Genomic DNA, 22,111 nt, shown 5'->3' on the forward strand with positions numbered 1-22,111 from the left:
TTGTTTTGCGCAACGCTTACTGCGCGATGGTTTTCACCGACACGCCGCGTTCGATCGGAGTGGAGCGACCGTAGATGTCTTCGAAGCGCTCGATATCGTCTTCGCCCAGATACGAGCCCGACTGCACTTCGATGATTTCCAGCGGGATCTTGCCCGGGTTGCGCAGGCGATGCACCGAGGCGATCGGGATGTAGGTCGACTGGTTTTCAGTGAGCAGGAACACGTTCTCGTCGCAGGTCACTTCGGCAGTGCCGCTGACCACGATCCAGTGTTCGGCGCGGTGGTGGTGCATCTGCAGCGACAGGCATGCGCCCGGCTTGACCGAGATGTGCTTGACCTGGAAGCGCCCGCCCATGTCCACCGAGTCGTAGGAGCCCCACGGACGGTAGACTTCGCAGTGGTTCTGGGTTTCGCTGCGGCCCTGCTCGTTGAGCGTGTTGACCATCTGCTTGACGCCCTGAACCTTGTCCTTGTGGGCAATCATCATGGCGTCCTTGGTTTCGACCACCACGATGTTCTCCAGGCCGATCACTGACACCAGTTTGCCGTTGCCGTGGATCATGCAGTTCTTGCTGTCCTGGATCACCACATCGCCCTTGCTGACGTTGCCATTGGCGTCCTTCTCGTTGACTTCCCACAGCGACGACCAGCAACCGACATCGCTCCAGCCGGCGGTCAGCGGCACCACGCAGGCGCGCTGGGTTTTTTCCATCACGGAGTAGTCGATGGAGTTGTCCGGGCAGCAGGCGAAGGTGGCTTCGTCCAGTGTGACGGTGTCGGCATCCTGCTGGCTGCGCTCGAGGGTCAGCAGGCAGGTGTCGTAGATGTCCGGATCGTGCTTTTTCAGTTCTTCGAGGAAGCGGCTGGCGCGGAACAGGAACATGCCGCTGTTCCAGTAGTAACCGCCGGACTCGACGAACTCGGTAGCGCGTTTGACGTCGGGTTTTTCCACGAAGTGCGAGACGCGGCTCACGCCTTCGGGCAGCAGCGAATCACCGGTGGACTTGATGTAGCCGTAACCGGTTTCCGGTTTGGTGGCCGGCACGCCGAACAGCACCATCTCGCCATTTTCAGCGGCGACGGTGGCCAGGGCGAGGGCGCGTTGCAGGGCTTTCTGGTCTTCGAGGACGTGGTCGGCCGGCAGTACCAGCATCAGTTCGTCGCGACCTTCATTGACCAGCATCATCGCGGTCAGCGCCACGGCCGGCGCGGTGTTGCGGCCGAACGGTTCCATCAGGATGCGCTGGCATTCCAGATTGCGGCTGGCCAACTGCTCGTTGACGATGAAGCGGTGATCCTTGTTGCAGACCACGATCGGGGTGTCCATGCCTTCGAACACCAGACGCTCGAGGGTTTGCTGGAACAGCGTGTGTTCGCCGGTCAGGGCGAGGAACTGCTTGGGAAACTGCTTGCGCGAAAGCGGCCAAAGACGTGAACCGCTACCACCTGACAAGATCACCGGAATCATATTGTTTACTCCATAAAATCGATTTGTTTGGGCTTTTGTGGGAGGGGGCTTGCTCCCGAAGGCGGTGTTTCAGTGACATCAATGTTGAATGTCAGACCGCTTTCGCGAGCAAGCCCGCTCCCACAGGGGGAACTGCGTCAGTTCAGGAAAATTTGTTAGCGAGTCGACACCGGGCGTTTCACCCAGACTGGCGACAGGTTGCTGCCGTTGCCGGTGACGTACAGCACCGCAGCTTCACCGCGCTCCAGGGCGACCGGCTTCACATCGCCGACTTTCTTGTCGCCCTCGTACAGCGCCAGGCTGACTTTCACCGGGTTGATTTCACGCTCGCCACGGCCCTTGGCGGCCACGTTCGGCACCACGTCGGTCTTGCCGTCGGCGGTCTTCAGGGTCAGCGGCTTGTCGCTGAGGTTCTGCACGCGCACCAGGGATTTCTGCTTGTTCTTGAACGGCGGTTCTTCGATCAGTTGCGGCGCGCCGGAGGCGTTGTTGACCAGGGTGTAGTAGTGGTCACCGGCGAGTTTGACCGGCAGGGTCTGGCTGCCGACCTTGGCGCTGTAGTCACCACCCGGCATGAAGCTGAAGTCGCTGCTGGCCAGTGGCGCAACGTCGCTCAGGTTGGTGCTGCCGACAGTGGCGCTGACTTCAGCGTTGCTGGCGTTGTAGACCCGTACGAAGGTCGAGCCTTTCGGTGCAGTCGGGCCGTACAGCGCAGCGTCGCCACCGGCGAAAGCCTGGACCGACAGCACGCTCAGACCCGCGACCAGAGCGAAGCGTTTGGCGAGACGACGAGGAGTTGTAGTGAAAGTCATGGTGGACCTCTCTTTCAGTTTTGCGCCCGATCGGGCGTCTCGGATTTAGTGTTTACAGCTACGTTTTGTTGGCGCGCGCCGGCTTGTTTAAGCTCTGCGACCCACTGCGGGTCGGCGTCGCCGATTTCGTTGTTCACAGGCAGATATCGTTCAGGAAACTCCCAGATCAGCACCTGTGGCGGGCTGTTCTTGAAGTCATCGCTTTTCAGGTAGCTGAGCATCGGCAGGATCGGGCCGTGGCCGTCTTCTGCGTAGTTGACGACGTCGCTGTGCAGCGCTTGCTTGAGCGCACCGACGAAGTTCCAGTTGGGGTTGGCGCTGTAGCTGGTGCCGATCAGCGCGACCGGCACTTCGCTGTTGGCGAACAGCGCGTCGTCACCGGCAGGCTGCTCGGTGGCGGCCACGGTATTGCGCTTTTGCAGCGGCTCTTTGGCCGGCATCAGGTTTTCGAACAGCGGATCCAGCGGCAGGAACAGACGCAGGTCGCCCTTGTGCGTGACCTTCTCCGCCGGCGTGGTGACGAAACGCTGCGGCTCGCCGCTGAGCGGGAACTTGTCGGCGATGGTTTTGGCCAGGGTGTTGGCGGCGATTTCCGCGCCTTCCGGGGTCCAGTGGGTGTCGGTGCGCAGGAACACTTGCTGACCGTTCTGCTTGGCCGTTTGCAGCGGGCCGAGCAGGTCGGGGGCGAGGATCTTGTCCGCCGCGACACGGGCGTGGAAGTCCTGATAGAGGTTGGCGTGGATGCTCGCCGGTTTCACTTCACCCAGGTGTTCCGGGTACAGGCGAACCTTGGCCGGCACGATCGCCATCACCAGTTTCACGCCTTTCTCTTTCAGGGTCTGGCGCACGCCTTCGACCAGCGCGTAGTTGCCTTGCAGGTTCAGCTCTTCGTTGACGATCGGGTTGAATTCCTCATCGCTGTACAACCACTGATCGCGACCGAGCACCACGCCCGGACGACCTTCGTTGAACAGTTTGAAATCCAGCGCGGCCCAGAGGTTGGTGCCCAGTCGCTTGATCGGGAATTCATCGTCGTAGTGGGTTTCCACGGCTTTGGTCCAGCGGCCGTTGAGCACCGTCGCGTCGGCGTTGGTACTGAAGCCGAAGAAGCTGCGCACCGACCACAGACCGAGCACCAGCAGGGTCACCAGAAACAGTGCGACATAGAAGATGCGTAATGAGCGGGTCATGTCAGATCCCTCAGAACTGGAAGTAAAGGAACGGCGAGAAGCTTTGCGCCGAGAGTTTGAAAATCGAGGCGATGAACAGCAGCAGGATCAGCCCGCGCATCACGTAGCGCGACCAGTCCGCCGTCCAGTACGCCGGTTGCACCTGGGCTTCGACGCCGACGGTGTAGCCAGGCTCGTGGATGCTTGCCGGGTTTTCGCCAGGCGCTGCCTTGATCAGGCCTGGTTGCGCACCGGCAGGGCCGTCGCTTTCGACGTTGACCGCAGGTTTGGTCTTCACCGGTGGCTGGTTGGTGTACAGATCACGCAGACCGAAGAACGCCAGGGTCACGTAAGCCACCACCAGGGTCGCCACTTGCAGACCGGTCAGGCTGGCGCGGTTGAGTTCCGAGAGCGACCAGTCGCCGAAACTGAACATCGCGCCATACATGCGGCCGGCGACGTGCAGGTTCTCGGCGCGGAAGATCACCCAGCCCATGACGACCAACAGGAATGTCAGCGCCCAGCGGATCGGGTTGAGGCTGCGCGGCGCGGTGTTGAGGCCGAGCATTTTTTCGATCGCCAGCCACATGCCGTGCCAGGCACCCCAGACGATGTAGGTGATGTTCGCGCCGTGCCACAGACCACCGAGCAGCATGGTCAGGAACAGGTTGCGATAGGTCATCAGCGTGCCTTTGCGGTTGCCGCCGAGGGTGATGTAGAGGTAGTCACGCAGCCAGGTCGACAGGCTGATGTGCCAGCGGCGCCAGAACTCGGTGATCGACTGGCTGATGTACGGCTGCTTGAAGTTTTCCATGAAGCGGAAACCCATCATCAGGCCCAGGCCGATGGCCATGTCGCTGTAACCGGAGAAGTCGAAATACAGCTGCGCGGTGTACGCCAGCGCACCGAGCCAGGCATCGCCCGTGGTCGGGTTTTGCAGGGCGAAGCAATGGTCGGCTACCACGGCCAGGGTGTCGGCGATGAAGACCTTTTTGATGAAACCCTGCATGAACCGCGTGCAGCCCTCGGAGAATTTGTCGAGGGTGTGGGTGCGGTTGTTGAACTGGTCGGCCAGGTCACGAAAGCGCAGCACGGGACCTGCGATCAGGTGCGGGAAGATCGCCACGAACGCCGCGAAGTCGATCAGGTTGCGGGTGGCCGGGGTGTCGCCGCGATAGACGTCGATGATGTAGCTGATCGACTCGAAGATGTAGAACGAGATACCGATCGGCAGCAGCACATGGGTCAGGATGAACGGCTCGAGACCGAACGAGGTCATGATCGCGTTGATGCTGTCCACGCCGAAGTTGGCGTACTTGAAGTAGCCGAGGATGCACAGGTCCACCGCCACGCCGAGCAACAGCCAGCGCTGGGCCGGTTTGCTGCGCACGCCGGCGGCACCGACTTTCAGGCCGATCCAGTAGTTCCACAGGGTGACGCCGGCGAACAGCGCCAGGAAGTCCACCCGCCACCACGCATAGAACACGTAGCTGGCGATCAACAGCAGCAGGTTGCGATAGCGTTGCCCGCTCAGGTAGTACAAGCCGAGAAAGATCGGCAAGAACAGAAACAGGAACACGTTGGATGAAAATACCATCCCGATCTCTCCATGTTTGAACCAACAGTCAAGGGCCAAAGCCCCCCAACCCCCCGTGGTGTTGGAGGGGTGAAACGGTGTTTCTTCGAGGGTGTGGGTGGCCTTGCGACCGCAGCCCTCACCCCGCCCTCTCCCGGAGGGAGAGGGAGCCTGATCTCAGTTGTTGCCAAAATTGAGATCGGCTCGGTCTTTCCTATTGCAGCCAATGGCCCCTTGTTTCGATCGCTTTCAAAACCTGAGAACCACTCGGTAGCTCAGGTCGGCGGATCTCTCAAAAGCACCTCGGTCAGTCCCCTCTCCCTCCGGGCGGTCCGACGTTTCGGGAGGGCTAGGGTGAGGGGCTTTTGCCTTTCGCTTTTCACGATCCCTTGTTGCCCTTTTCATGGGACGGGTCGTAGACCTTGGTCAGGTCGCCACCCAGTCGGAAGGTCTTGAACGGCTGCATCCCGTGCTTCTTCTCCAGCACATCCGGCGAACAGGTGTAGAGGGTGCAGAACGGTTCGAGCCAGGCGAATTTCATGTCCTCTTTCAGATCGGTCATGTCCTGCTCTTTGCCGTTCTTCTTCTCGAACTGATCCGGGTCTTTCACCCCGGCCAGCACCCGGTCACCCAGACGCTTCAGCGCGCCGTTGTTTTCCTGACGCAGATCGACACCGTTGACCTGGGCAAAACTGGCGATCATCGCCAGCGGCGGCAGGGCGTAGTTGTGGTAGGCGAGGGCGCGTTGCTGGCGCTTGAGTTCGTTGGGCAGGTAACCGTCGGCATCGATCTGGTTGACGCCGACCTTGTATTCCTTGACCGCCCAATCGAACAGGTCGCGGCGGTTGGTGGCGATGGACGTCGCCATCACTGACCACGCCGCCCAGTACGAATGGTTGTTGGTTTTTTCCAGCGGCAGGTTGTCCCAGTCGCTGACCACCTGATCGGCCATTTTGCTGAACCAGGCTTCGATCACCTGCGCTTCCTGCTGGTGCTGCGCCAGTGGATGCGAGTCCGAAAACTTCAGGCGAATGTACGAAGAGGCCATGCTGCCCAGCGCCCATTTGCGCATCGACTTGCCGGTGTGGTTGAAGTCCTTGGACATCAACGCGTCGGCCTTGGCCCACGCCGTCAACCAGTTGAGCGTGCAATCGAGCTGTTCCGGACGACCGTCGCGCATGAACTGCATCACCCGTTTGGCGGTGCCGCGCTCCAGCGTGGTGATGTCTTTGGTGGTGTCGCGGAAGGCTTTTTCCGATTGCACGTTCAGCGTCGCGCGAGCCTTGTCCGAGCCTTCGTATTTGCTGCGAAATTGCAGCGGGCCGGTGTAGGGCGCCGGCATCGCGTCGCAGCCTTCGCTCTTGTCGCCGGTCTTGAATTTATCCACAGCGGCGAAGTAGCCCTGAGGCGGACGCAATGGCGCGGCGGCCTGAGTGGCCCCGGCGAACATCGCCAGTGTCAGCAGGGAAGGCGCAAGCAGGTGTTTGATCGTTCGGTTTCGCATGGCAGACCTCATTGCCCGACCTGAGCGGTTTGTTGCCCAGCACCCGGGAATACGTTGCGTTTGCAGATTTTCGCTTCGACTTTCTGTGGCGCGGTGCCCGCATCCGGGCCCTGGACTTCGACGGCCAGCAGGTTCTGCGAGGCCCAGTCTTCGTCCGTGCGCAACTCAAAGGCGAAACGACCGTCGGTGTCGGAGGTTTCCGGTTTCTCGATCTTGATGTCCTCGTGGCGACCGTTCATGTACCAGAGGGTGGCTTGCAGTTTTTTCACCGAGGTGTCGGCGAAGCGGATGTCGACCTGATGGCCGCTGTTCTGCAGGTTCAGGTTCTTGCTGTTGACCAGCAGTTCCTGTTTGCCGCCGGGCTTGAGCGTGGTGCTGGCGGACATTTGGGTTTCCTTGCCTTCGCAACCGTTATCCAGCAGCGCCATCATCTGGCGGTAGATGGTTTCCTGGTCGAGGCGATACAGCGGCGAGAATTCCCAGATAAGGATTTTCGGCGGCGTCTTCTGGAATTCGTCGCTGCCCAGGTACTGCAGCATCGAACCTTCCAGACCGCCGCCGGGGAAGGCAACGTTGAGGATGTCGGCGCCGATGGCTTCTTCGAGGAAGCCTGCGAAGTTGTAGTTCTTGCCGCTGTGGGAGGTCCCTACGAGGGTGATCTGCGGGTTGCCGGAATCGCCGAACAGATCGCCGTCACCGGCTTCACCTTTCGGCTCGGTGGTGAACTGATCCATGTACTGGATCGCGTAACTGGTGCCGCACAGTTGCCCGGCCATGTTGTGCAGGGTGCCGGTCTTGCCCATGCGCCCGGAGCGTTTGGTCTCGAACTCACGCTTGGGAATGTCGGCGAAGGCCGGGATCTGCTTGACCTTCTCGGCGACGATTTTTGCCGTGCGCTGCGCACCGTACGGCGTCCAGTGCTGGTCACCGCGGAAGTAGAAATCGTGTGCGGGCAGGGTGTCCGGCAGCGATTCGTTGGTCAGCGGCGACAGGTCCGGCACCACGTAACCCATTTGGGCGAAACGGCCGAGCATGGTCTTGTAGTTGCCCAGCGCCTTCTCGTAATCGAACGCGGCTTTTTCTGCCGGATTGAGCTTGTTGCGGTTCACCAGGCCACGGGTCGGCTGGTAGACGATCACCAGTTCGACGCCTTTGGCCTTGAACGCATCGTGCAGCTGTTGCAGGCGTTTGTAGCCGGCCGGGGTGGTGTTGAACTCGGTGCGCAGGTCTTCCTGGGTCCGGAACAACCAATCGCCCTGGGCCTGCACCAGTGTGGTGAAGTTCTGCTGATAGCGCGTGGTGTAGTTCTTCGCGTCATGGGCGGCGGGGCACAGGCTGCAGCAGGGTTCGGCCGTGAACTTCGGCGGCTGGACTTCATCCGCGCGCACGCCGTTGCTGGCCGCCAGAATGCCTACGGTCAGGGCCGACAGGCTGAGTAATTTGATCAGGTGTGGGTGCATAAAATTATCCTCAGTCCCGCATTTCGGTCTGGCGTTCGACAGGGTCGATCAGCACGGCTTTCTGCTGGCGCACCAGCAGGTCGAGAATTTCATCCTGACGGTCACCCAGGACGCCGTTGAAGCTGATGCCGCTGGATTTGGTCGGCGCCAGCATCGACACGCGGTACAACTCGACGCTCAGCGGCGAGTCGATGGCCATCGGGCCGCTGCCGTTGGCCGCCAGTTCTCCGCCGACCACGATCAGCGAAACCTGGGCGTCGAACGGGTCGAGCTTGATGTCGCGGTCGGTATCGGTCAGGTCCTTGATGTGGCCGTAGACACCGGTCAGGCCGTTGGCCATGGCGATGTTTTCGTAAAGGCGGATGTTCACGCTGTTACGAATGCGGATGCCGTGGCGCTTGTTGCTGATGACCTTGTTGCCCCACAGCAGGTTGTCGGCGGACTCGTAAAGCGTGATGCCGTCGGTGTGGTTCTTGTAGATCTCGTTGTAGGCGACGATGTTGTTCACGCTGTTACGGTCGATCACCAGTCCCGAGAGGTGGTTGTCGAAACTCTTGTTGTTGAAGATGAAGCTGTCGTTCACCTCACGGGAAATGATGATCCCGTGCTTCTTCTTCGTCCCATGGACGGTGTTCTCGGCAATGATCAGGCCGTGGGAACGGTCGTGGGGGTCGATGCCGTAGACGATGTTGTCCTTGTAGGTGTTGCCCTTGACCACAAAGTCGCGGGTCTCGTAGCAGTAGAAGCCGTACCACATGTCCGAGAACTCGGAACCGACGATCCAGCCGGTCGGCTCGGGACGCTTGAGCACCTTGGCCATGTTCGGCGTGTACTGGGAAATACTCACCCCGTACGACTTACTGTTGGCGTAGCCGAAGCTGGCCATCTTGCTGTTGACGATGTAAGTCTCGGTGCCGCCCCAGGCCAGCAGAAACGGGCGGAATTCCTTCGGCGAACGGAAGGTCGCCGGGCCGTTGTCCTTCTCGCGCCAGCCAGTGACTTTGGTGTCACGCACAAACAACTGACCGTCGTTGACCAGAAACGAACCGGCCTCTTGCGACAGGCGCAGTTCCTGGGTCTGGCCGTCGATGTCGAGAATGCCTTTGCGGCCCACCACGATGGGCAATTTCGCCAGATACACGCCCGGCGAGGTTTCACTGAAGTACTGCTTGGGCAGTTTCTGCGCCAGGTCCTTCAGGTTCATGTAGCCGTCGTCGACGAAGATCGCCTGCGGGATGCCGTGCTGACGCACCACCCATTCGGCCATCTTGTTGTCGCCGCCGATGAAGTCCTTCAGGGCGTCTTCCTGCATCATCCGGCGCACGCTGATCTTGCCCGGTTTGCTGCGCACGATTTTCGCGGCAGCGGCCTCGGCGGTGAAGCCGGAGAGGTCGGGCAGTTTCGGCTTGGCCAGTTCCAGCGCCTCGGTCGGGGCGCTGCTGACGGTGTAGGTCTTGGCCTGTTGCAGTTCCTTGGCGATGGTGACCGGCTTGCCTGGCTGAGGGGCCGCCGGTTCGACCGTGGCGAAGGCGCCAGTCGAGGCCAGCAACAGGGCGCCGGCCAACAGGCTGAGCGAGCCTTTCCTTGGGTTGTTCATGTCGGGCACTCCCTTCGCGGTTTGCATCAGAAGCGCCAGATCACGTCGATGAACGCGCGGTGCATGTACGAATCGACCTGGCTGCCATAGGCATCACCCGGCTTGAACACACCGCCACGCAAACGCACCAGCGCCGAAGGCTCGTCGATCGACTGGCTCAGCGCCGCCGGCAGCAGGCCCTGCTTGAAGTACTTGGTGACCACCAGATCCATTTCCTGGCCCAGATCCTTGTTGCCGTCCTGCAGTGGCAGGGAGGTGCTGGAAAGGATCGCGCCGGTCACGTCGTCGGTGTTGTTTTCCACGGCGTTGATGCCGTTGCTGCCCACCGGTTTGTTGCCGTCCACGCGCCAGAACTTGTGGTAGATCAGGCTGGCGTCGTACTGGTCGTTGAGCATCCAGGAACCGAACAGGGTGGCGGTCTGCATGTTGTTCATTTCGCCACGGAAAGCCTCGCCGAAACGGTGCACCCGCGAGCGGGTGCCGGTGTAGTTCGAGCGGTTGCTTTCCAGGCCGTTCTGTTGGTAATCGGCACTGGCGCGGGCATAGGCCGCACCGACCTGCCACTGCGGATCGAGGCGCAGGCGCACGCCGATGTCGGTGGCCCAGCCGTTGATGTCTTCGCTGCGCTTGGCCTGTGCCGGGCGGGTACCGTCGGCGTTCAGCGGGTTGACCGTGTCGCGGTCACCGCTCATGCCGGTGATGCTGCCCCAGTAGTTGACGGTGTTGGTGTTGCGCCAGTTGTAGGCGTCGCTGTCGGCGGTCAGACCGAGCCAGCTGATGTCGCCGTTCTGGGTTTTGTCGAGGGTGTCGCGGGGCACGCCCGGTTCGGCGTAATCGAGTTTGCCGTCATCGTGGGTGTGGTGGCCGCGTATGCCGACCCAGTTGCCCGGTGTCCACTGATACGCCGCATCGGCGTAGGCGTGCAGGCGATCCTTGTCTTTCGGTGCCAGCTCTTTCAGATCGGTGCGGTATTCGCTGAAGCGCTCGGCGACACCGGCATTGGCACGCAGCAGGGTGGTGTCGAAGGTCCAGTTCAGCGCTTCGATATTGGTGTCGCGCCACTGGCCGTCGTCGTTGCGCAGGCGCTGGCGACCGAACTTGAGGATCTCGCCGGGGTAGGGCGTCAGGCCGCTGTAGCCGACCCAGAACTCGCGCATCGCCAGGTAGTTTTTCTTGGTCTTGCGGTCGCCGTTGTCGGTGGTTTCGGCGCCGTCGGACTGTTGCAGGGTGTCGGTCTCGATGATGTCGGTCGAGGTCACGGCCTGCCCCATGGCGTAGGCGCTCCAGGCGCCGCTTTCGCCGTAGACCCAGGGGCGCAGATCCAGGCCCACACCGTTGACGTCGCCACCCGGGGCGGTGCCGAGGTCGCGGTCGTCTTCGGACTGGCCGGTGATCTTCACTTCGAGGCCGAAGTTCTTGGTTTCGGTCATCGCGGCCAGTGTCGGGCAAGACCAGATCAGCGCGAACGAAAGGCCAATGCCGGCCTTCACGAATGGATTCAACTTCATAATTTTTCCTCGCCGTCTTCTTCTTGCAGGGCGTGCAGTTGCATTGCGTTCGGGTTCAGGGCGCCACGGCTGGCCTGTTCCTGTTGCAACAGGCGCTGGGCTTCGGCCAGGCGCTCGGGGGGCAATTGCGCCGCGAGGGTGGTCGCCAGCTCATCGGCTTGCGGAGTGTTCTGCGCCTTGGCCAATTGGCTGAACACATAGGCGTTGAGCGGATCGGGTTTGGTGCCCTTGCCCTGGGAGAACAGCTGGGCGATGGCGAAGTCGGCGCTGTTCTGGCCGTTGCGCGCAGCAGTCAGCAGGTGGTCGAGGGCCTTCTGCGGATAGACCTTGCCCAGGTAGCCACGGCGGTAGATCTGGCCCAGGTAGTAGTCGGCGGCGACTTCGCGGCCAACGGCTTTCTGGAAATGTTCCTCGGCGACTTTCGCGTCGGCCGGTACCAGTTTGCCTTCGTAGTAGAGCTTGCCCAGCAACAGTTCGGCACGGGGCTGGTCGGCGGCGCGGCCGTTGTCCAGGTACTTCATCATCTGATCGACGTCGCCCAGTTCCGGGAAGTCGTAGAGCAATTGCGCCAGCGTCACCCACGATGCCGGGTAGCCCGGAGCGATCGGCTCGAGCAGCGCCTGTGCAGTCTTTTCGTCGGTCTTGCCGAGGGTCGAATCGGCGAGCACACGGGCAACGGAGTCCACACGCTGGGCCGTGACGCTGCCACGGCTGTAAGCGGCCTGCATTTGCTTGATCAGTTCGGCTTGCTGGTCTGGCTGGGCGCGTTTCTGATAGACCGTGGCCAGTTCGACGTAGCAGATGTCGGTGGTGTGGAGCGCGGCCTTGCAGATCTTTTCCACGTCATCCAGATGTTGGTCGTAAGTGCCCTGGGTGCGATACAGCAGCACCTGCGCCAGGCCCGCTTCCGGATAGCCCGACTTGCGCCACTGGTCGATCTGCTGCTGGGCGTTGATGTTCGGGAAACTGTGCGGGTATTGCAGGTACAGCATCGCGAGCGGGATCAGCGTGTTGCCTTCGCCACTGGCGGCGGCTTTCTTCAGCAGGGTTTCGGCCTCGTGATGCTCCGCCTCGGTGGAGCCGGGCTTGGCCACCAGCAAGCGACCGAGTCGGGCCTGGGCGCGCGGCGAAACACTGGCGGCGGCGCGGTAGGTGGCTTCGGCCTGTTTCATCTGTTCCGGGTCGCGGCTGTCGACCTGGATGTCGGCGAGGCCGACCTGGGCTTCGCTGTAACCCAGGTCGGCCAGTGCACGGTAGTTCTGCGCGGCGGTCGCGGTGTCACCGCGCTTGAGCGCTTCGTTGGCCAGACGCTGGTCGGGCAGGCCGGCGCAACCGGCCAGAGACACTGCTAATGCAACTGCACACAGAGGACCCATGTGGGAGCGGGCTTGCTCGCGAAGGCGGTGTGTCAGCCCACACTGATTCTGAATGTTGAACCGCATTCGCGAGCAAGCCCGCTCCCACAAGGGCTGCGGCGTGTTCAAAAGAGTAGGAGTAGTCACAGGCATGTCCTCGACTTAAAGACCGGCAGCCATGGCTTTGTCGATCAGCCAGTTCAGGTTCGGGCCACGGTCGCTGTTCACTTCCACCGGACGGCCGGCAAAGGTGCTGTCCAGCGGCTCGTCCGGCTGGATCTGCACGCGGATATCGGAGGACAGGTCAGCGCTTTTCAGGCTGGTGCTGCCGATGATCTTGCCGGTGCGGGTCTTGTCTTCGCCGGCGATCTGGAAGCTCACGGGTGTACCCGGGCGCACGTCGGCGAACTGGCGATAGGAGAAGCGTGCATCGACGGTGGCCTGGGTGTTGCGCGGTACCAGGGTGAAGATCACATCGCCCTTGCTCGCGTATTGACCGTCAGCCACCAGTTGCTGAGCCACGGTGCAATCGCACGGCGAGGTGAGGGTGCCGGTCATTTGCTTGCCGAACAGTTCTTCAACCTTGGCCGGTTGCAACTGGTCTTCATCCAGATGGCCCTTGAGCACGTCGAGCATGCTGGTGCTGAAAGTCGCCAGCGGTGCGCCCTTGGCGGCGACGCCGTCGGACTTCACCAGGCTCTGCACGGTGCCGTCGCGAGGCATGGTGATGTTCATCCCCGGCACGCTGACCAGGCCGGCCTGCGCGTGGCTGACGAAGTACATGCTGTACACCGATTTGAAAACGAAACCCGCCGCCACGAGGCCGATCGCGAAGATACCGGCACTGAAGGTCACGGCTTTCAGACGCCCGAACGGGGTCATGCCGTGGCCGCCGTCCTTGGCCTTGCGCGCCTTGGTGAAGTTGTCGCGCTGCAGGGTTGCCAGCACTTCGCCGATGGTGACGATGTCGCCGGCCAGGTGCGAAGTGATCAGGTGGCGCAGGGTGGAAATGTCCTGCGGTTCGAGGTTCTGGAACTGGCAGCCGGCGCGGCCGGTCTGGCGGTCGTAGGAACGCACTTGCAGTTCAACATCCATGGCGATGCCGAGGTTGTCGATGACGAATTGCAGGCGCGCCTTGTACACCTGGCCGACGGTCAGTGGCAGTTGCCCGGCGTTGAACGCCAGACCACCGGCGGACAGGTCGATGACCCGCGCTTCGACCGGTGTGCGGTCAGGGCCGAAGAATCGCAGTTTGGCCGGGATTTTCACTCGGGCGTGCTGACGCTGGGCTTCGGATTCATGCACTACGTTGACGTTGACGGCGGTATTCATGGGGGCGATTTCCTTGTTAATTCAAGAGGGGCAGGTCAGACCATCATCAGCAGCACGGCGACGAAAATGCTGCCGGCGGAGAAGGTCATGGTCCGAGACGACCAGGTGTTGAACCAACGTTGAAAGCTGGCGAGATCACGGGTCAGGGAAGTGGGCTGGCGAGTCCAGGATTGTTGGTCGAGGCGGAAGAACACGTAGATCTTCACCAGCGCGCCGACGATCTGGTTGTAATAGAGAATCACCGGGTAGGCCGGGCCGATACGGTGGCCGGAGCACGACAGCAGCAGCGTCAGAATCAGGCGGGTGATGCCGATCCACAGCAGGTACGCGAGGATGAACGCGCCGCCGTACTTGAAGCTGGCGATGATCGCTACGGTCAGGCCGAGCAGCGAGGTCCACATCGATACGCGCTGGTCGAACAGCACCACCGAGGTAAAGGCGCCGAGGCGTTTCACACCCAGGCCCAGCGCCCGGGAGTTCTGCCGCAGGTTGTTGCCGTACCAGCGGAACATCAGTTTGCGACTGGCCTTGATGAAGCTCTTTTCCGGTGGGTGTTCAACGGTGTTGATCGCGGCGTCCGGCACGTAGAAGGTGTCGTAGCCCAGGCGCATCAGGCTGAACCAGCTCGACTTGTCGTCGCCGGTCAGGAACTTGAAACGACCCAGGCGCCAGTGTTGCAGCGAGTCGCTTTCGACGTCGGCGATGAAGTCCGGGTTGGTGACCACGGAAGCACGGAACACCGACATCCGGCCGGTCATGGTCAGCACGCGCTTGGACAGGGCCATCGAGCACATGTTGATGTGGCGCTGGGCGAAACGCAGCTTGTGCCACTCGCTCATGATGTAGCCGCCGCGCACTTCGCAGAATTCGTTGGTGGTCAGGCCGCCGACGTTGCCGAACATCTGGAACCACGGCACGGTCTTGCGTACCACGCCTTCGCCGAGCACGGTGTCGCCGTCGATAACGGCAACCACGGCGCGGTCGTCCGGCAGGTGACGGGAGATCGCACGGAAGCCATAAGCCAGGCCATCGCGTTTGCCGGTGCCGGGAATGCGCACGAAGTCGAGTTTGACCCGGTCCGGTGGATTCATCCGTGCCCACAGCGCCTTGACCAGCAGCTCGTCGGACATTTCGACGATGGAGCAGACCACGGTGGTCGGCAGTTCGCAGTCGATGGCTTCGCGGATCACCGAGCTGTAGACCTGCGCGGTGGTCAACGCGTCGATGCGAAAACTGGTGACCATCAGAAACACATGGGACGGGTCCGCCGCCTTACCCAGCTTGCGAACCTTGCGGCGCAGGTGCGGGTAGACGATGTAGAGAAAAATCATGCCGCGCACAAAGTGCGTGGCACCCATCGAGTAGCGCCAGATACCCACGGCGCCAATCAGGAAAATGAAGTCCTTCGACTCGGAGTCGAATGTGGACACGGGCAGCATCAGGGCCAGGCCCATCAGCAGGCTCAGAAACAAAAGCCAGCCGGCGGATTGCAGAAAAAAATGTGTGAGCTTGGACATGACCGTCATCCGAAGGTGATGGGGGCTTCAAGCCGCCCGCCGATTCACGGCGTGCGGCCTGAAGCTCGAGGCTTGCTGCTGCGTTACCAGCAGATCCCTTCGGTGCGGCTACCGGCACTGGTGGCCTTGGACATGAAGCCCACCAGGTCGATCACCTGCTTGCCGTGCGGCGCTTCTTCGGCCAGGGCGCGGAACTTCTCGTCGCGGTTGCCGAGGATGATCACGTCGGAGTTGTCGATCACCGAATCGAAGTCCGCATTGAGCAGGGACGACACGTGGGGGATCTTCGACTCGATGTAATCCTTGTTCGCGCCGTGGACACGGGCGTACTGGACGTTGCTGTCGTAGATGCTCAGGTCGTAACCCTTGCCGATCAGCATCTCGGCCAATTCCACCAGCGGGCTTTCGCGCAGGTCGTCGGTGCCGGCCTTGAAGCTCAGGCCCAGCAGGGCGACTTTGCGTTTGTCATGGCTTTCAACGATGTCGAAGGCGTTCTGCACTTGCGATTCGTTGCTGCGCATCAGCGAGTTGAGCAGCGGCGCTTCGACGTCCAGGGAGCCGGCGCGGTAGGTCAGGGCGCGCACGTCTTTGGGCAGGCACGAACCGCCGAAAGCGAAGCCCGGACGCATGTAGTACTGGGACAGGTTGAGGGTCTTGTCCTGGCAGACCACGTCCATCACTTCACGGCCATCGACGCCCACCGCTTTGGCGATGTTGCCGATCTCGTTGGCGAAGGTCACTTTGGTCGCGTGCCAGACGTTGCAGGTGTACTTGATCATCTCGGCGACGGCGATGTCCTTGCGGATGATCGGTGCGTCGAGTTCTTCGTACAGCGATTGCAGAACGTCACCCGAGGCCTTGTCGAACTCGCCGATGACGGTCATCGGTGGCAGGTCGTAGTCGGCGATCGCGGTGGACTCACGCAGGAACTCAGGGTTGACCGCCACGCCGAAATCGACGCCGGCCTTCTTGCCGGAGCAGTCTTCGAGGATCGGGATGACAACGTTTGCCACGGTGCCCGGCAGCACGGTGCTGCGCACCACGATGGTGTGGCGGGTGGATTTTTCACGCAGGACAAAACCGATCTCGCGGCACACCGCTTCGATGTAGTTCAGCTCCAGGTCGCCGTTCTTCTTGCTCGGCGTGCCGACGCAGATCATCGACAGGTCGGTGTCACGAATCGCTTCGGCGAAGTTGGTCGTGCCGCGCAGACGACCGGTCTCGATCCCTTGCGCCAGCAACTCGCCCAGGCCCGGTTCGACAATGGGGGATTTGCCAGCGTTGATCATGTCGATCTTGTCTTTGGCAACATCGACGCCAACCACGTCATGGCCCCGTGCAGACAGGCAACCGGCACACACTGCGCCGACGTAACCCAAACCAAATATGCTGATGCGCATCGCAATTACCTCTGTATATATCAGGCCGTTAGAGGGCCGGAGTTAATGGTGTTCAGCGGTTTTAGTGCACTCGAAAGTGTGACTTGCAGGCGTCACAATGCCGTGTGCAGGCATACTAAGTTTCGAGTGTCTAAATAAGTGCACTCAAGATGTGCGCAACCAGGCCTTGTTGTTGTGACGTGCCCCGTTATGCAGCTGATCCTCTGGCAAGAGGACTCTTGTGCAATCTCGTTTTGCGCGCCCGATGCCAGGCGCAGGCCTGTAGATCGGGCGGTTGGGTGCTCAGGCGAGCACGTTTATAAGGGCGCGGCCTTGGCCTTGTAGGGGATATTGATGGTGCGTATCTCCTGTCCTTCGATAGTTGTCCAGAGTTGTTATCCATGCAGGCAAGTTGCTGTGACAACTTGGTTACATGGTTTCAGTCTCTGAGTAAGTTATCTCGTACAAGCTCGGCGATAATCGTTACCGGTGGTATGAGCTATGCATTTGGACATAGTTCCAGTCCGCCCATCGCGAATTCTGAAATTTCTTGAAATATTGAGAAAGATGGCACTGCTCTCATATTGATAGCACTTTCCATTTCGCCCTTTATTAATAGGCAGATAATCGCGTTAGATGGTTTTGTGCCACTACTCTGAAAAAAATCAGGTGCCACTACTGAAAAAAATGACATCTGTCGAGTGAAAGAAAAGATAGAAATGAGGGTGCTGTTTTTATGGCGCCAATAAGTCGGCGAAAAGGAGGGAGGTTTTTTTGACGTCGTGCGAGGTGCACGACTCTCTCTATAAAGAGTCGTGCAGAAGTGCATGCTTTATTCCGGTGCGTAGTCGCGCAGGAACACCAGATTGTCCGGTTTGGACTGTTCGGCGCTGTAGCGATAACCCTGCACATCGAACTGTTTGAGGGCCGCCGGATCGTTGATGCGTTCCTGGATCACGAAACGGCTCATCAGGCCTCGGGCTTTCTTGGCGTAGAAGCTGATGATCTTGTACTGGCCGTTCTTCAGGTCCTTGAACTCGGTGTTGATGATCCGCGCGTTCAGGGCCGTGCGCTTGACCGCCGAGAAGTACTCGTTGGACGCCAGGTTCAACAGCACGTCGTCGCCCTGATCGGCCAGCGCTTCGTTCAGCCATTCGCTGATGCGTGTGCCCCAGAAGGCGTACAAGTCCTTGCCCCGGGCGTTGGCCAGTCTGGTGCCCATTTCCAGGCGATACGGCTGCATCAGATCGAGCGGGCGCAGCAGGCCGTAAAGGCCGGAGAGCATGCGCAGGTGCTGTTGCGCGTAGTCGAAATCGGCTTCGCTGAAGCTCTGGGCGTCGAGCCCGGTGTAGACGTCGCCCTTGAAGGCCAGAAGCGCCTGCTTGGCGTTTTCCGGCGTGAACGCCGGTGTCCAGCTGCCGAAACGCGCGGCGTTCAGGCCGCCGATCTTGTCGGAGACGTGCATCAGTTCGCTGATCTGCGCCGGGCTCAGTTCGCGCAACTGCTGGATCAGCTCCTGGGAATGGTCAAGGTATTGCGGCTGGGTGAAGCGCTGGGTCGCCGGCGGTGTTTCATAATCGAGGGTCTTGGCGGGGGAAATCACCATCAGCATGAAGTCGTCTCCTTTAATCGTGGGGGCGATTCTAGGGGGTTGGGGCGCATGACTCCAGCTATCGCGTCCATAGGTGATCGGCGGTTTACGAGCCGGATCGGCTATAGTGCCGCGCGGGTTTTGTTATGGAGACACCCTTTGCGCATTGTTCTTTTTTTCACCGCGTGGCTGTTGAGCGTCGGGGCCATGGCGGCACCGGGCGATATCGCCACGCTGGATCGCAGCACCTGGCCGGAGAAACTCGACAACCCGACCCTGTTCGACGTCGCCTCTCGGGCGGAAGTCCTGATGTTCGCCCGGGGCCTGCTGGGCAGCGAAGCGCTGGATGAGGCCGCGCTGGCCCAGCGTCTGGGGCTGCGCACGGTTAACCTGGACGCAATCAACAGCCTGCGCGAGCGTCTGTGGCAGCGTTTGCTGACCAGCTACAACTACGCCCAGCAGAGCTGCGATCAGGACGCTTCCTTCTGCTTCCTCGTCGAAGATCTGCCGACCCTGCGCGAGCAGGCGGCCAAGTTTGTGGTCAGCGATGAAAGCTATTACACCAAGTGGGCCGAGCCGAGCCGGATCTTCCATCAGCAGTACCTGGATGAACTGCTGCGCAAGGCGGCGCTGTCACCGCAGACCACCAGCGAAGTCGATCATTTTGGTGACTACGAGCGTAATGGCGACGAGATGCATGACCGGTTGTTCCTGTTGAGCTTCGACAGTGCCGCCAACCTGATGCCGGACAACACTGAATGGCTCGCCGAATACCTGCGCAAATCGAACATGAGTGGAACGTTCTTCATGTTGGGCAAAGACATTCAGGCGCGGTTGAACGAGCGTTCGGTGAGCAGTCTGCAAGTGGCGTTTTCCAGGCAGTGCGTCGGCGTGCAAGGCTGGGAATTCCGCTCCCACAGCCACTGGCAGGACTGGCAGGACTCGGTGCGGCGCAGTGCCGATCTGGTCAAGAGCAAGTTGCCGGAGAACTACGTGCCGCTGTTCCGACCGCCAGAAGGCCAGCGTCGCAGCGATGCGGGCAGTTTCTTTCACAATCAGGGCCTGCAAGTGGCGCTCTGGGACATCGATGCACAGGACGGTGCCGGCAAGCTCAAGGGCAATCCGAGCGCGCAGCGGGTGCTGACCCTGATGCTGCTGTGGCGGCACGGGGTGATCAATTTCAACATGAAGCAGGATGCGGTGAAGACCGCGTTGCCGTGGCTGATCACGCAGACCGCGCAAAGCGGCATCGGCTGGGAAGACTGTCAGGACGCTTTTCGCTGACAAACGGCAAGAGCCCGGAAACATTGGGCTTGGGGTGAATTTTTTGCAAAATTCGATGCAGGCGGACTTCCGACTCTAACGGGGGCAGGGCGGTCCGCCAAGGGCTTTTCGTCACTTTGCAAAATAAACTTCAAAAAAGCGTCAAAGTGCTTTTTTCTGTCACGGGTTTTGGAGTATTACGAAGTCAGACCGCCGAAACCTGCAACACAGGTGGCGTCTTCCAAGACCCATTTTGTGTGCAGTTCACCTGCTATTCCGACAAAAGTTGTGCAGGTGGATTCGGCAGTCACTTCGAGGCGCAGCACCGCCCAGGTATTGCGTCGAATGGCTCCCACAAAGGTGACCGAGTATGGATGATCACGGACGTAGCCCTTCTTCCAACCAGCCAATCCTTTATGTACTCGATACCAACGTACTGATTCACGATCCGAATGCCCTGCTGAATTTCGAAGAACACCACGTCGCGATTCCGATGACCGTGCTTGAAGAGCTGGACAAGCTCAAGAGCGGGCATCACAGCGTGGCCGCCGAATGCCGTCAGGCGATCCGGCTGATCGACAAGACGTTGGGCGATGCCTCGCCCGAAGACGTCGAGCAAGGGGTACCGATCCAGCGCGGCAAGAGCGGGCCGAAGGGCTTGCTGTCAATTCTGATGAGCAAACAGGCCGAATCGAACCTGATTCTGCCCGAGCACCTGAACGACAACAAAATCATCAATCAGTTGATCGATCTGCACACCCGCGATCCGAAAAAACCGGTGGTGCTGGTCACCAAAGACATCAATATGCGTCTCAAGGCGCGCGCCTGCGGGATCGACGCCGAGGACTACAGCACCGACCAACTGGTCGATGACGTGTCCCTGCTGCCCAACGGTTATCACAACATGACCGGCTCCTTCTGGGACCGCGTGAGCAAGGTCGAAACCCGTCAGGACCATGGCCGCACCTGGCACCAGGTGCAGTTGATCGACAACCTGCCGGCCGTGCACATCAACGAGTTCATCATCGATGAGCAAGGCTTCGTCGGCTGGATCAAGGAGATCGAAGAAGACCGCCTGCTGATTCTGGATCTGCACCAGGAACCGCTGTTGCATCAGGAAGCCTGGGGCCTCAAGCCGCGTGACATCTATCAGAGCCTGGCGCTGTACGCCTTGCTCGACCCGGACATTCACCTGGTCAACCTGTCCGGCGCCGCCGGTTCCGGCAAGACCATCCTGGCGCTGGCGGCTGCGATCGAGCAGACCATGGTCAGCAAGCGTTATCGCCGTATCATCGCCACCCGCAGCGTACAGGGCCTGGACCAGGAAATCGGCTTCCTGCCCGGCACCGAAGCGGAAAAAATGGAGCCCTGGCTGGGCGCCATTACCGACAACCTCGAAGCCTTGCACATGGATGACGAAAACACCCATGGCAGCGTCGACTACATCCTCAGCAAAGTGCCGTTGCAGTTCAAATCGCTCAACTACATTCGCGGTCGCAGCTTCCAGCAGAGCCTGATCCTGATCGACGAATGCCAGAACCTCACGCCGCACCAGATGAAAACCATCATTACCCGGGCCGGCGCCGGTTCCAAAGTGGTGTGCCTGGGCAACCTGGCACAGATCGACACCCCATACCTGTCCGCGACCAGTTCCGGGCTGACCTACCTGACCGAACGTTTCAAGGATTTCCCCAACGGTGTGCACATCACCCTGCAAGGGGTGCCGCGTTCGATTCTGGCCGAATACGCCGAATCCCATCTGTAACCCGCCAAATGGAACCGGGCGACGGCGACGTCGCCCGGTTTTTTATGTGCGCAATTCTGACCCCCAGGTTTACAATCGACGCTCCTGATCAGGAGTAATCCCGTGCTGACTCATCTCGATTCCCAAGGTCGCGCCAACATGGTCGACGTCACCGAAAAAGCCGTGACGTTCCGCGAGGCGACGGCCCAAGCCCTGGTGCGCATGCTGCCCGACACCCTGCAGATGATCGTCAGCGGCGGCCATCCCAAGGGCGACGTGTTCGCCGTGGCGCGCATCGCCGGCATTCAGGCGGCGAAGAAAACCAGTGACCTGATTCCCCTGTGCCATCCGCTGATGCTCACTGGCGTCAAGGTTGAACTCAGTGCGGAAGGCGACGACGCGGTGCGCATCGTGGCCCGTTGCAAGCTGTCCGGGCAGACCGGTGTCGAGATGGAAGCGCTGACTGCCGCCAGTGTCGCCGCGCTGACGATCTACGACATGTGCAAGGCCGTGGATCGCGGCATGACCATCGAAAGCGTGCGCCTGCTGGAGAAAGTCGGCGGCAAGAGCGGGCACTTCCAGGCGGAGCAGCCATGAACCTGACCGTGAAGTTTTTTGCCCGTTACCGCGAGGCCCTGGGTGTGGATTCGGTGAAGGTCGAGGGCGATTTTGCGACGGTGGAAGACGTACGCGCCTTGCTCGCCAAGCGTGACGGCGCCGAGGTGCTGAGCGAACAGAACCTGATGTGCGCGCGCAACGAAGACCTTTGCCAGCTCGACGAACCGGTGGTCGATGGCGATGAAGTGGCGTTTTTCCCCACTGTGACCGGAGGCTGA

At 60.7% G+C, this 22,111-nt stretch carries 17 protein-coding genes; 4 read left to right on the forward strand and 13 right to left on the reverse strand.

Going from position 1 to position 22,111, the window contains the following annotated elements:
* Positions 1-16 precede the first annotated feature (16 nt).
* The 13 genes from C6Y56_RS04810 to yaaA form a co-directional block, all read right to left on the reverse strand.
* The gene (locus C6Y56_RS04810; protein WP_169428949.1) at positions 17-1,468 is read right to left on the reverse strand and encodes a mannose-1-phosphate guanylyltransferase/mannose-6-phosphate isomerase; all 1,452 of its coding nucleotides are present in this window, start codon (positions 1,466-1,468) and stop codon (positions 17-19) included.
* A 155-nt stretch (positions 1,469-1,623) separates the two neighbouring features.
* A complete protein-coding gene (locus tag C6Y56_RS04815) occupies positions 1,624-2,280 on the reverse strand; it encodes an alginate O-acetyltransferase AlgF (RefSeq protein ID WP_085608134.1) in 657 nt (218 codons plus the stop codon).
* 14 nt (positions 2,281-2,294) lie between these two features.
* Positions 2,295-3,470 (reverse strand): alginate O-acetyltransferase, encoded by a 1,176-nt coding sequence (locus C6Y56_RS04820; protein ID WP_169428950.1) that lies wholly within the window; start codon positions 3,468-3,470, stop codon positions 2,295-2,297.
* A gap of 10 nt (positions 3,471-3,480) precedes the next feature.
* On the reverse strand, positions 3,481-5,046 hold the full coding sequence (locus C6Y56_RS04825; protein WP_169428951.1) for an MBOAT family O-acyltransferase: 1,566 nt from the start codon (positions 5,044-5,046) through the stop codon (positions 3,481-3,483).
* Positions 5,047-5,404: 358 nt separating this feature from the next.
* Complete coding sequence (locus C6Y56_RS04830) at positions 5,405-6,529, reverse strand: mannuronate-specific alginate lyase (protein ID WP_169428952.1); 1,125 nt, start codon at positions 6,527-6,529, stop codon at positions 5,405-5,407.
* Positions 6,530-6,537: 8 nt separating this feature from the next.
* On the reverse strand, positions 6,538-7,989 hold the full coding sequence (locus C6Y56_RS04835; RefSeq protein ID WP_169428953.1) for an alginate O-acetyltransferase: 1,452 nt from the start codon (positions 7,987-7,989) through the stop codon (positions 6,538-6,540).
* A gap of 10 nt (positions 7,990-7,999) precedes the next feature.
* The gene (gene algG / locus C6Y56_RS04840; protein WP_169428954.1) at positions 8,000-9,586 is read right to left on the reverse strand and encodes a mannuronan 5-epimerase AlgG; all 1,587 of its coding nucleotides are present in this window, start codon (positions 9,584-9,586) and stop codon (positions 8,000-8,002) included.
* 26 nt (positions 9,587-9,612) lie between these two features.
* A complete protein-coding gene (locus C6Y56_RS04845) occupies positions 9,613-11,094 on the reverse strand; it encodes an alginate export family protein (protein ID WP_169428955.1) in 1,482 nt (493 codons plus the stop codon).
* Positions 11,091-12,596 (reverse strand): alginate biosynthesis TPR repeat lipoprotein AlgK, encoded by a 1,506-nt coding sequence (algK, locus tag C6Y56_RS04850; protein ID WP_169428956.1) that lies wholly within the window; start codon positions 12,594-12,596, stop codon positions 11,091-11,093. The genes C6Y56_RS04845 and algK overlap by 4 nt, the downstream gene beginning before the upstream one ends.
* 15 nt (positions 12,597-12,611) lie before the next feature.
* Positions 12,612-13,781, reverse strand: coding sequence for an alginate biosynthesis protein Alg44 (locus C6Y56_RS04855; protein ID WP_169428957.1), 1,170 nt, complete (start codon positions 13,779-13,781; stop codon positions 12,612-12,614).
* Positions 13,782-13,816: 35 nt separating this feature from the next.
* Entirely contained in the window at positions 13,817-15,298 is a 1,482-nt protein-coding gene (gene alg8 / locus C6Y56_RS04860; RefSeq protein WP_169428958.1) for a mannuronan synthase, read from the reverse strand.
* Positions 15,299-15,381: 83 nt separating this feature from the next.
* Positions 15,382-16,698 carry a nucleotide sugar dehydrogenase gene (locus tag C6Y56_RS04865; protein ID WP_169428959.1) on the reverse strand — a complete coding sequence of 439 codons (1,317 nt, stop codon included), beginning with the start codon at positions 16,696-16,698 and terminating at the stop codon, positions 15,382-15,384.
* Between the two features lie 811 nt (positions 16,699-17,509).
* On the reverse strand, positions 17,510-18,289 hold the full coding sequence (yaaA, locus tag C6Y56_RS04870) for a peroxide stress protein YaaA (RefSeq protein WP_169428960.1): 780 nt from the start codon (positions 18,287-18,289) through the stop codon (positions 17,510-17,512).
* Between the two features lie 186 nt (positions 18,290-18,475).
* Between yaaA and C6Y56_RS04875 the strand changes: the two genes are divergently transcribed.
* The 4 genes from C6Y56_RS04875 to moaD all read left to right on the forward strand — a co-directional run bounded on the left by C6Y56_RS04875 (position 18,476) and on the right by moaD (position 22,111).
* Positions 18,476-19,552: a polysaccharide deacetylase family protein gene (locus C6Y56_RS04875; protein WP_169432596.1), complete on the forward strand. Its 1,077-nt coding sequence runs from the start codon at positions 18,476-18,478 to the stop codon at positions 19,550-19,552.
* A gap of 349 nt (positions 19,553-19,901) precedes the next feature.
* Positions 19,902-21,296: a PhoH family protein gene (locus tag C6Y56_RS04880; RefSeq protein WP_085729706.1), complete on the forward strand. Its 1,395-nt coding sequence runs from the start codon at positions 19,902-19,904 to the stop codon at positions 21,294-21,296.
* Between the two features lie 102 nt (positions 21,297-21,398).
* Positions 21,399-21,872, forward strand: a complete 474-nt coding sequence (moaC, locus tag C6Y56_RS04885; RefSeq protein WP_007957321.1) for a cyclic pyranopterin monophosphate synthase MoaC — start codon at positions 21,399-21,401, stop codon at positions 21,870-21,872.
* Positions 21,869-22,111: a molybdopterin converting factor subunit 1 gene (gene moaD / locus C6Y56_RS04890; RefSeq protein WP_114881486.1), complete on the forward strand. Its 243-nt coding sequence runs from the start codon at positions 21,869-21,871 to the stop codon at positions 22,109-22,111. Before moaC ends, moaD begins: the two co-directional genes overlap by 4 nt.

Origin of the sequence: Pseudomonas fluorescens (assembly GCF_012974785.1) — a bacterium.
Lineage (GTDB): Bacteria > Pseudomonadota > Gammaproteobacteria > Pseudomonadales > Pseudomonadaceae > Aquipseudomonas > Aquipseudomonas fluorescens_BT.

Bases quoted from the DNA above. Each gene is read 5' to 3' on its own strand.
- C6Y56_RS04810 (WP_169428949.1), bottom strand. From the start codon at position 1,468: ATGATTCCGGTGATCTTGTCAGGTGGTAGCGGTTCACGTCTTTGGCCG.
- C6Y56_RS04815 (WP_085608134.1), bottom strand. From the start codon at position 2,280: ATGACTTTCACTACAACTCCTCGTCGTCTCGCCAAACGCTTCGCTCTG.
- C6Y56_RS04820 (WP_169428950.1), bottom strand. From the start codon at position 3,470: ATGACCCGCTCATTACGCATCTTCTATGTCGCACTGTTTCTGGTGACC.
- C6Y56_RS04825 (WP_169428951.1), bottom strand. From the start codon at position 5,046: ATGGTATTTTCATCCAACGTGTTCCTGTTTCTGTTCTTGCCGATCTTT.
- C6Y56_RS04830 (WP_169428952.1), bottom strand. From the start codon at position 6,529: ATGCGAAACCGAACGATCAAACACCTGCTTGCGCCTTCCCTGCTGACA.
- C6Y56_RS04835 (WP_169428953.1), bottom strand. From the start codon at position 7,989: ATGCACCCACACCTGATCAAATTACTCAGCCTGTCGGCCCTGACCGTA.
- algG (WP_169428954.1), bottom strand. From the start codon at position 9,586: ATGAACAACCCAAGGAAAGGCTCGCTCAGCCTGTTGGCCGGCGCCCTG.
- C6Y56_RS04845 (WP_169428955.1), bottom strand. From the start codon at position 11,094: ATGAAGTTGAATCCATTCGTGAAGGCCGGCATTGGCCTTTCGTTCGCG.
- C6Y56_RS04855 (WP_169428957.1), bottom strand. From the start codon at position 13,781: ATGAATACCGCCGTCAACGTCAACGTAGTGCATGAATCCGAAGCCCAG.
- alg8 (WP_169428958.1), bottom strand. From the start codon at position 15,298: ATGTCCAAGCTCACACATTTTTTTCTGCAATCCGCCGGCTGGCTTTTG.
- C6Y56_RS04865 (WP_169428959.1), bottom strand. From the start codon at position 16,698: ATGCGCATCAGCATATTTGGTTTGGGTTACGTCGGCGCAGTGTGTGCC.
- yaaA (WP_169428960.1), bottom strand. From the start codon at position 18,289: ATGCTGATGGTGATTTCCCCCGCCAAGACCCTCGATTATGAAACACCG.
- C6Y56_RS04875 (WP_169432596.1), top strand. From the start codon at position 18,476: ATGGCGGCACCGGGCGATATCGCCACGCTGGATCGCAGCACCTGGCCG.
- C6Y56_RS04880 (WP_085729706.1), top strand. From the start codon at position 19,902: ATGGATGATCACGGACGTAGCCCTTCTTCCAACCAGCCAATCCTTTAT.
- moaD (WP_114881486.1), top strand. From the start codon at position 21,869: ATGAACCTGACCGTGAAGTTTTTTGCCCGTTACCGCGAGGCCCTGGGT.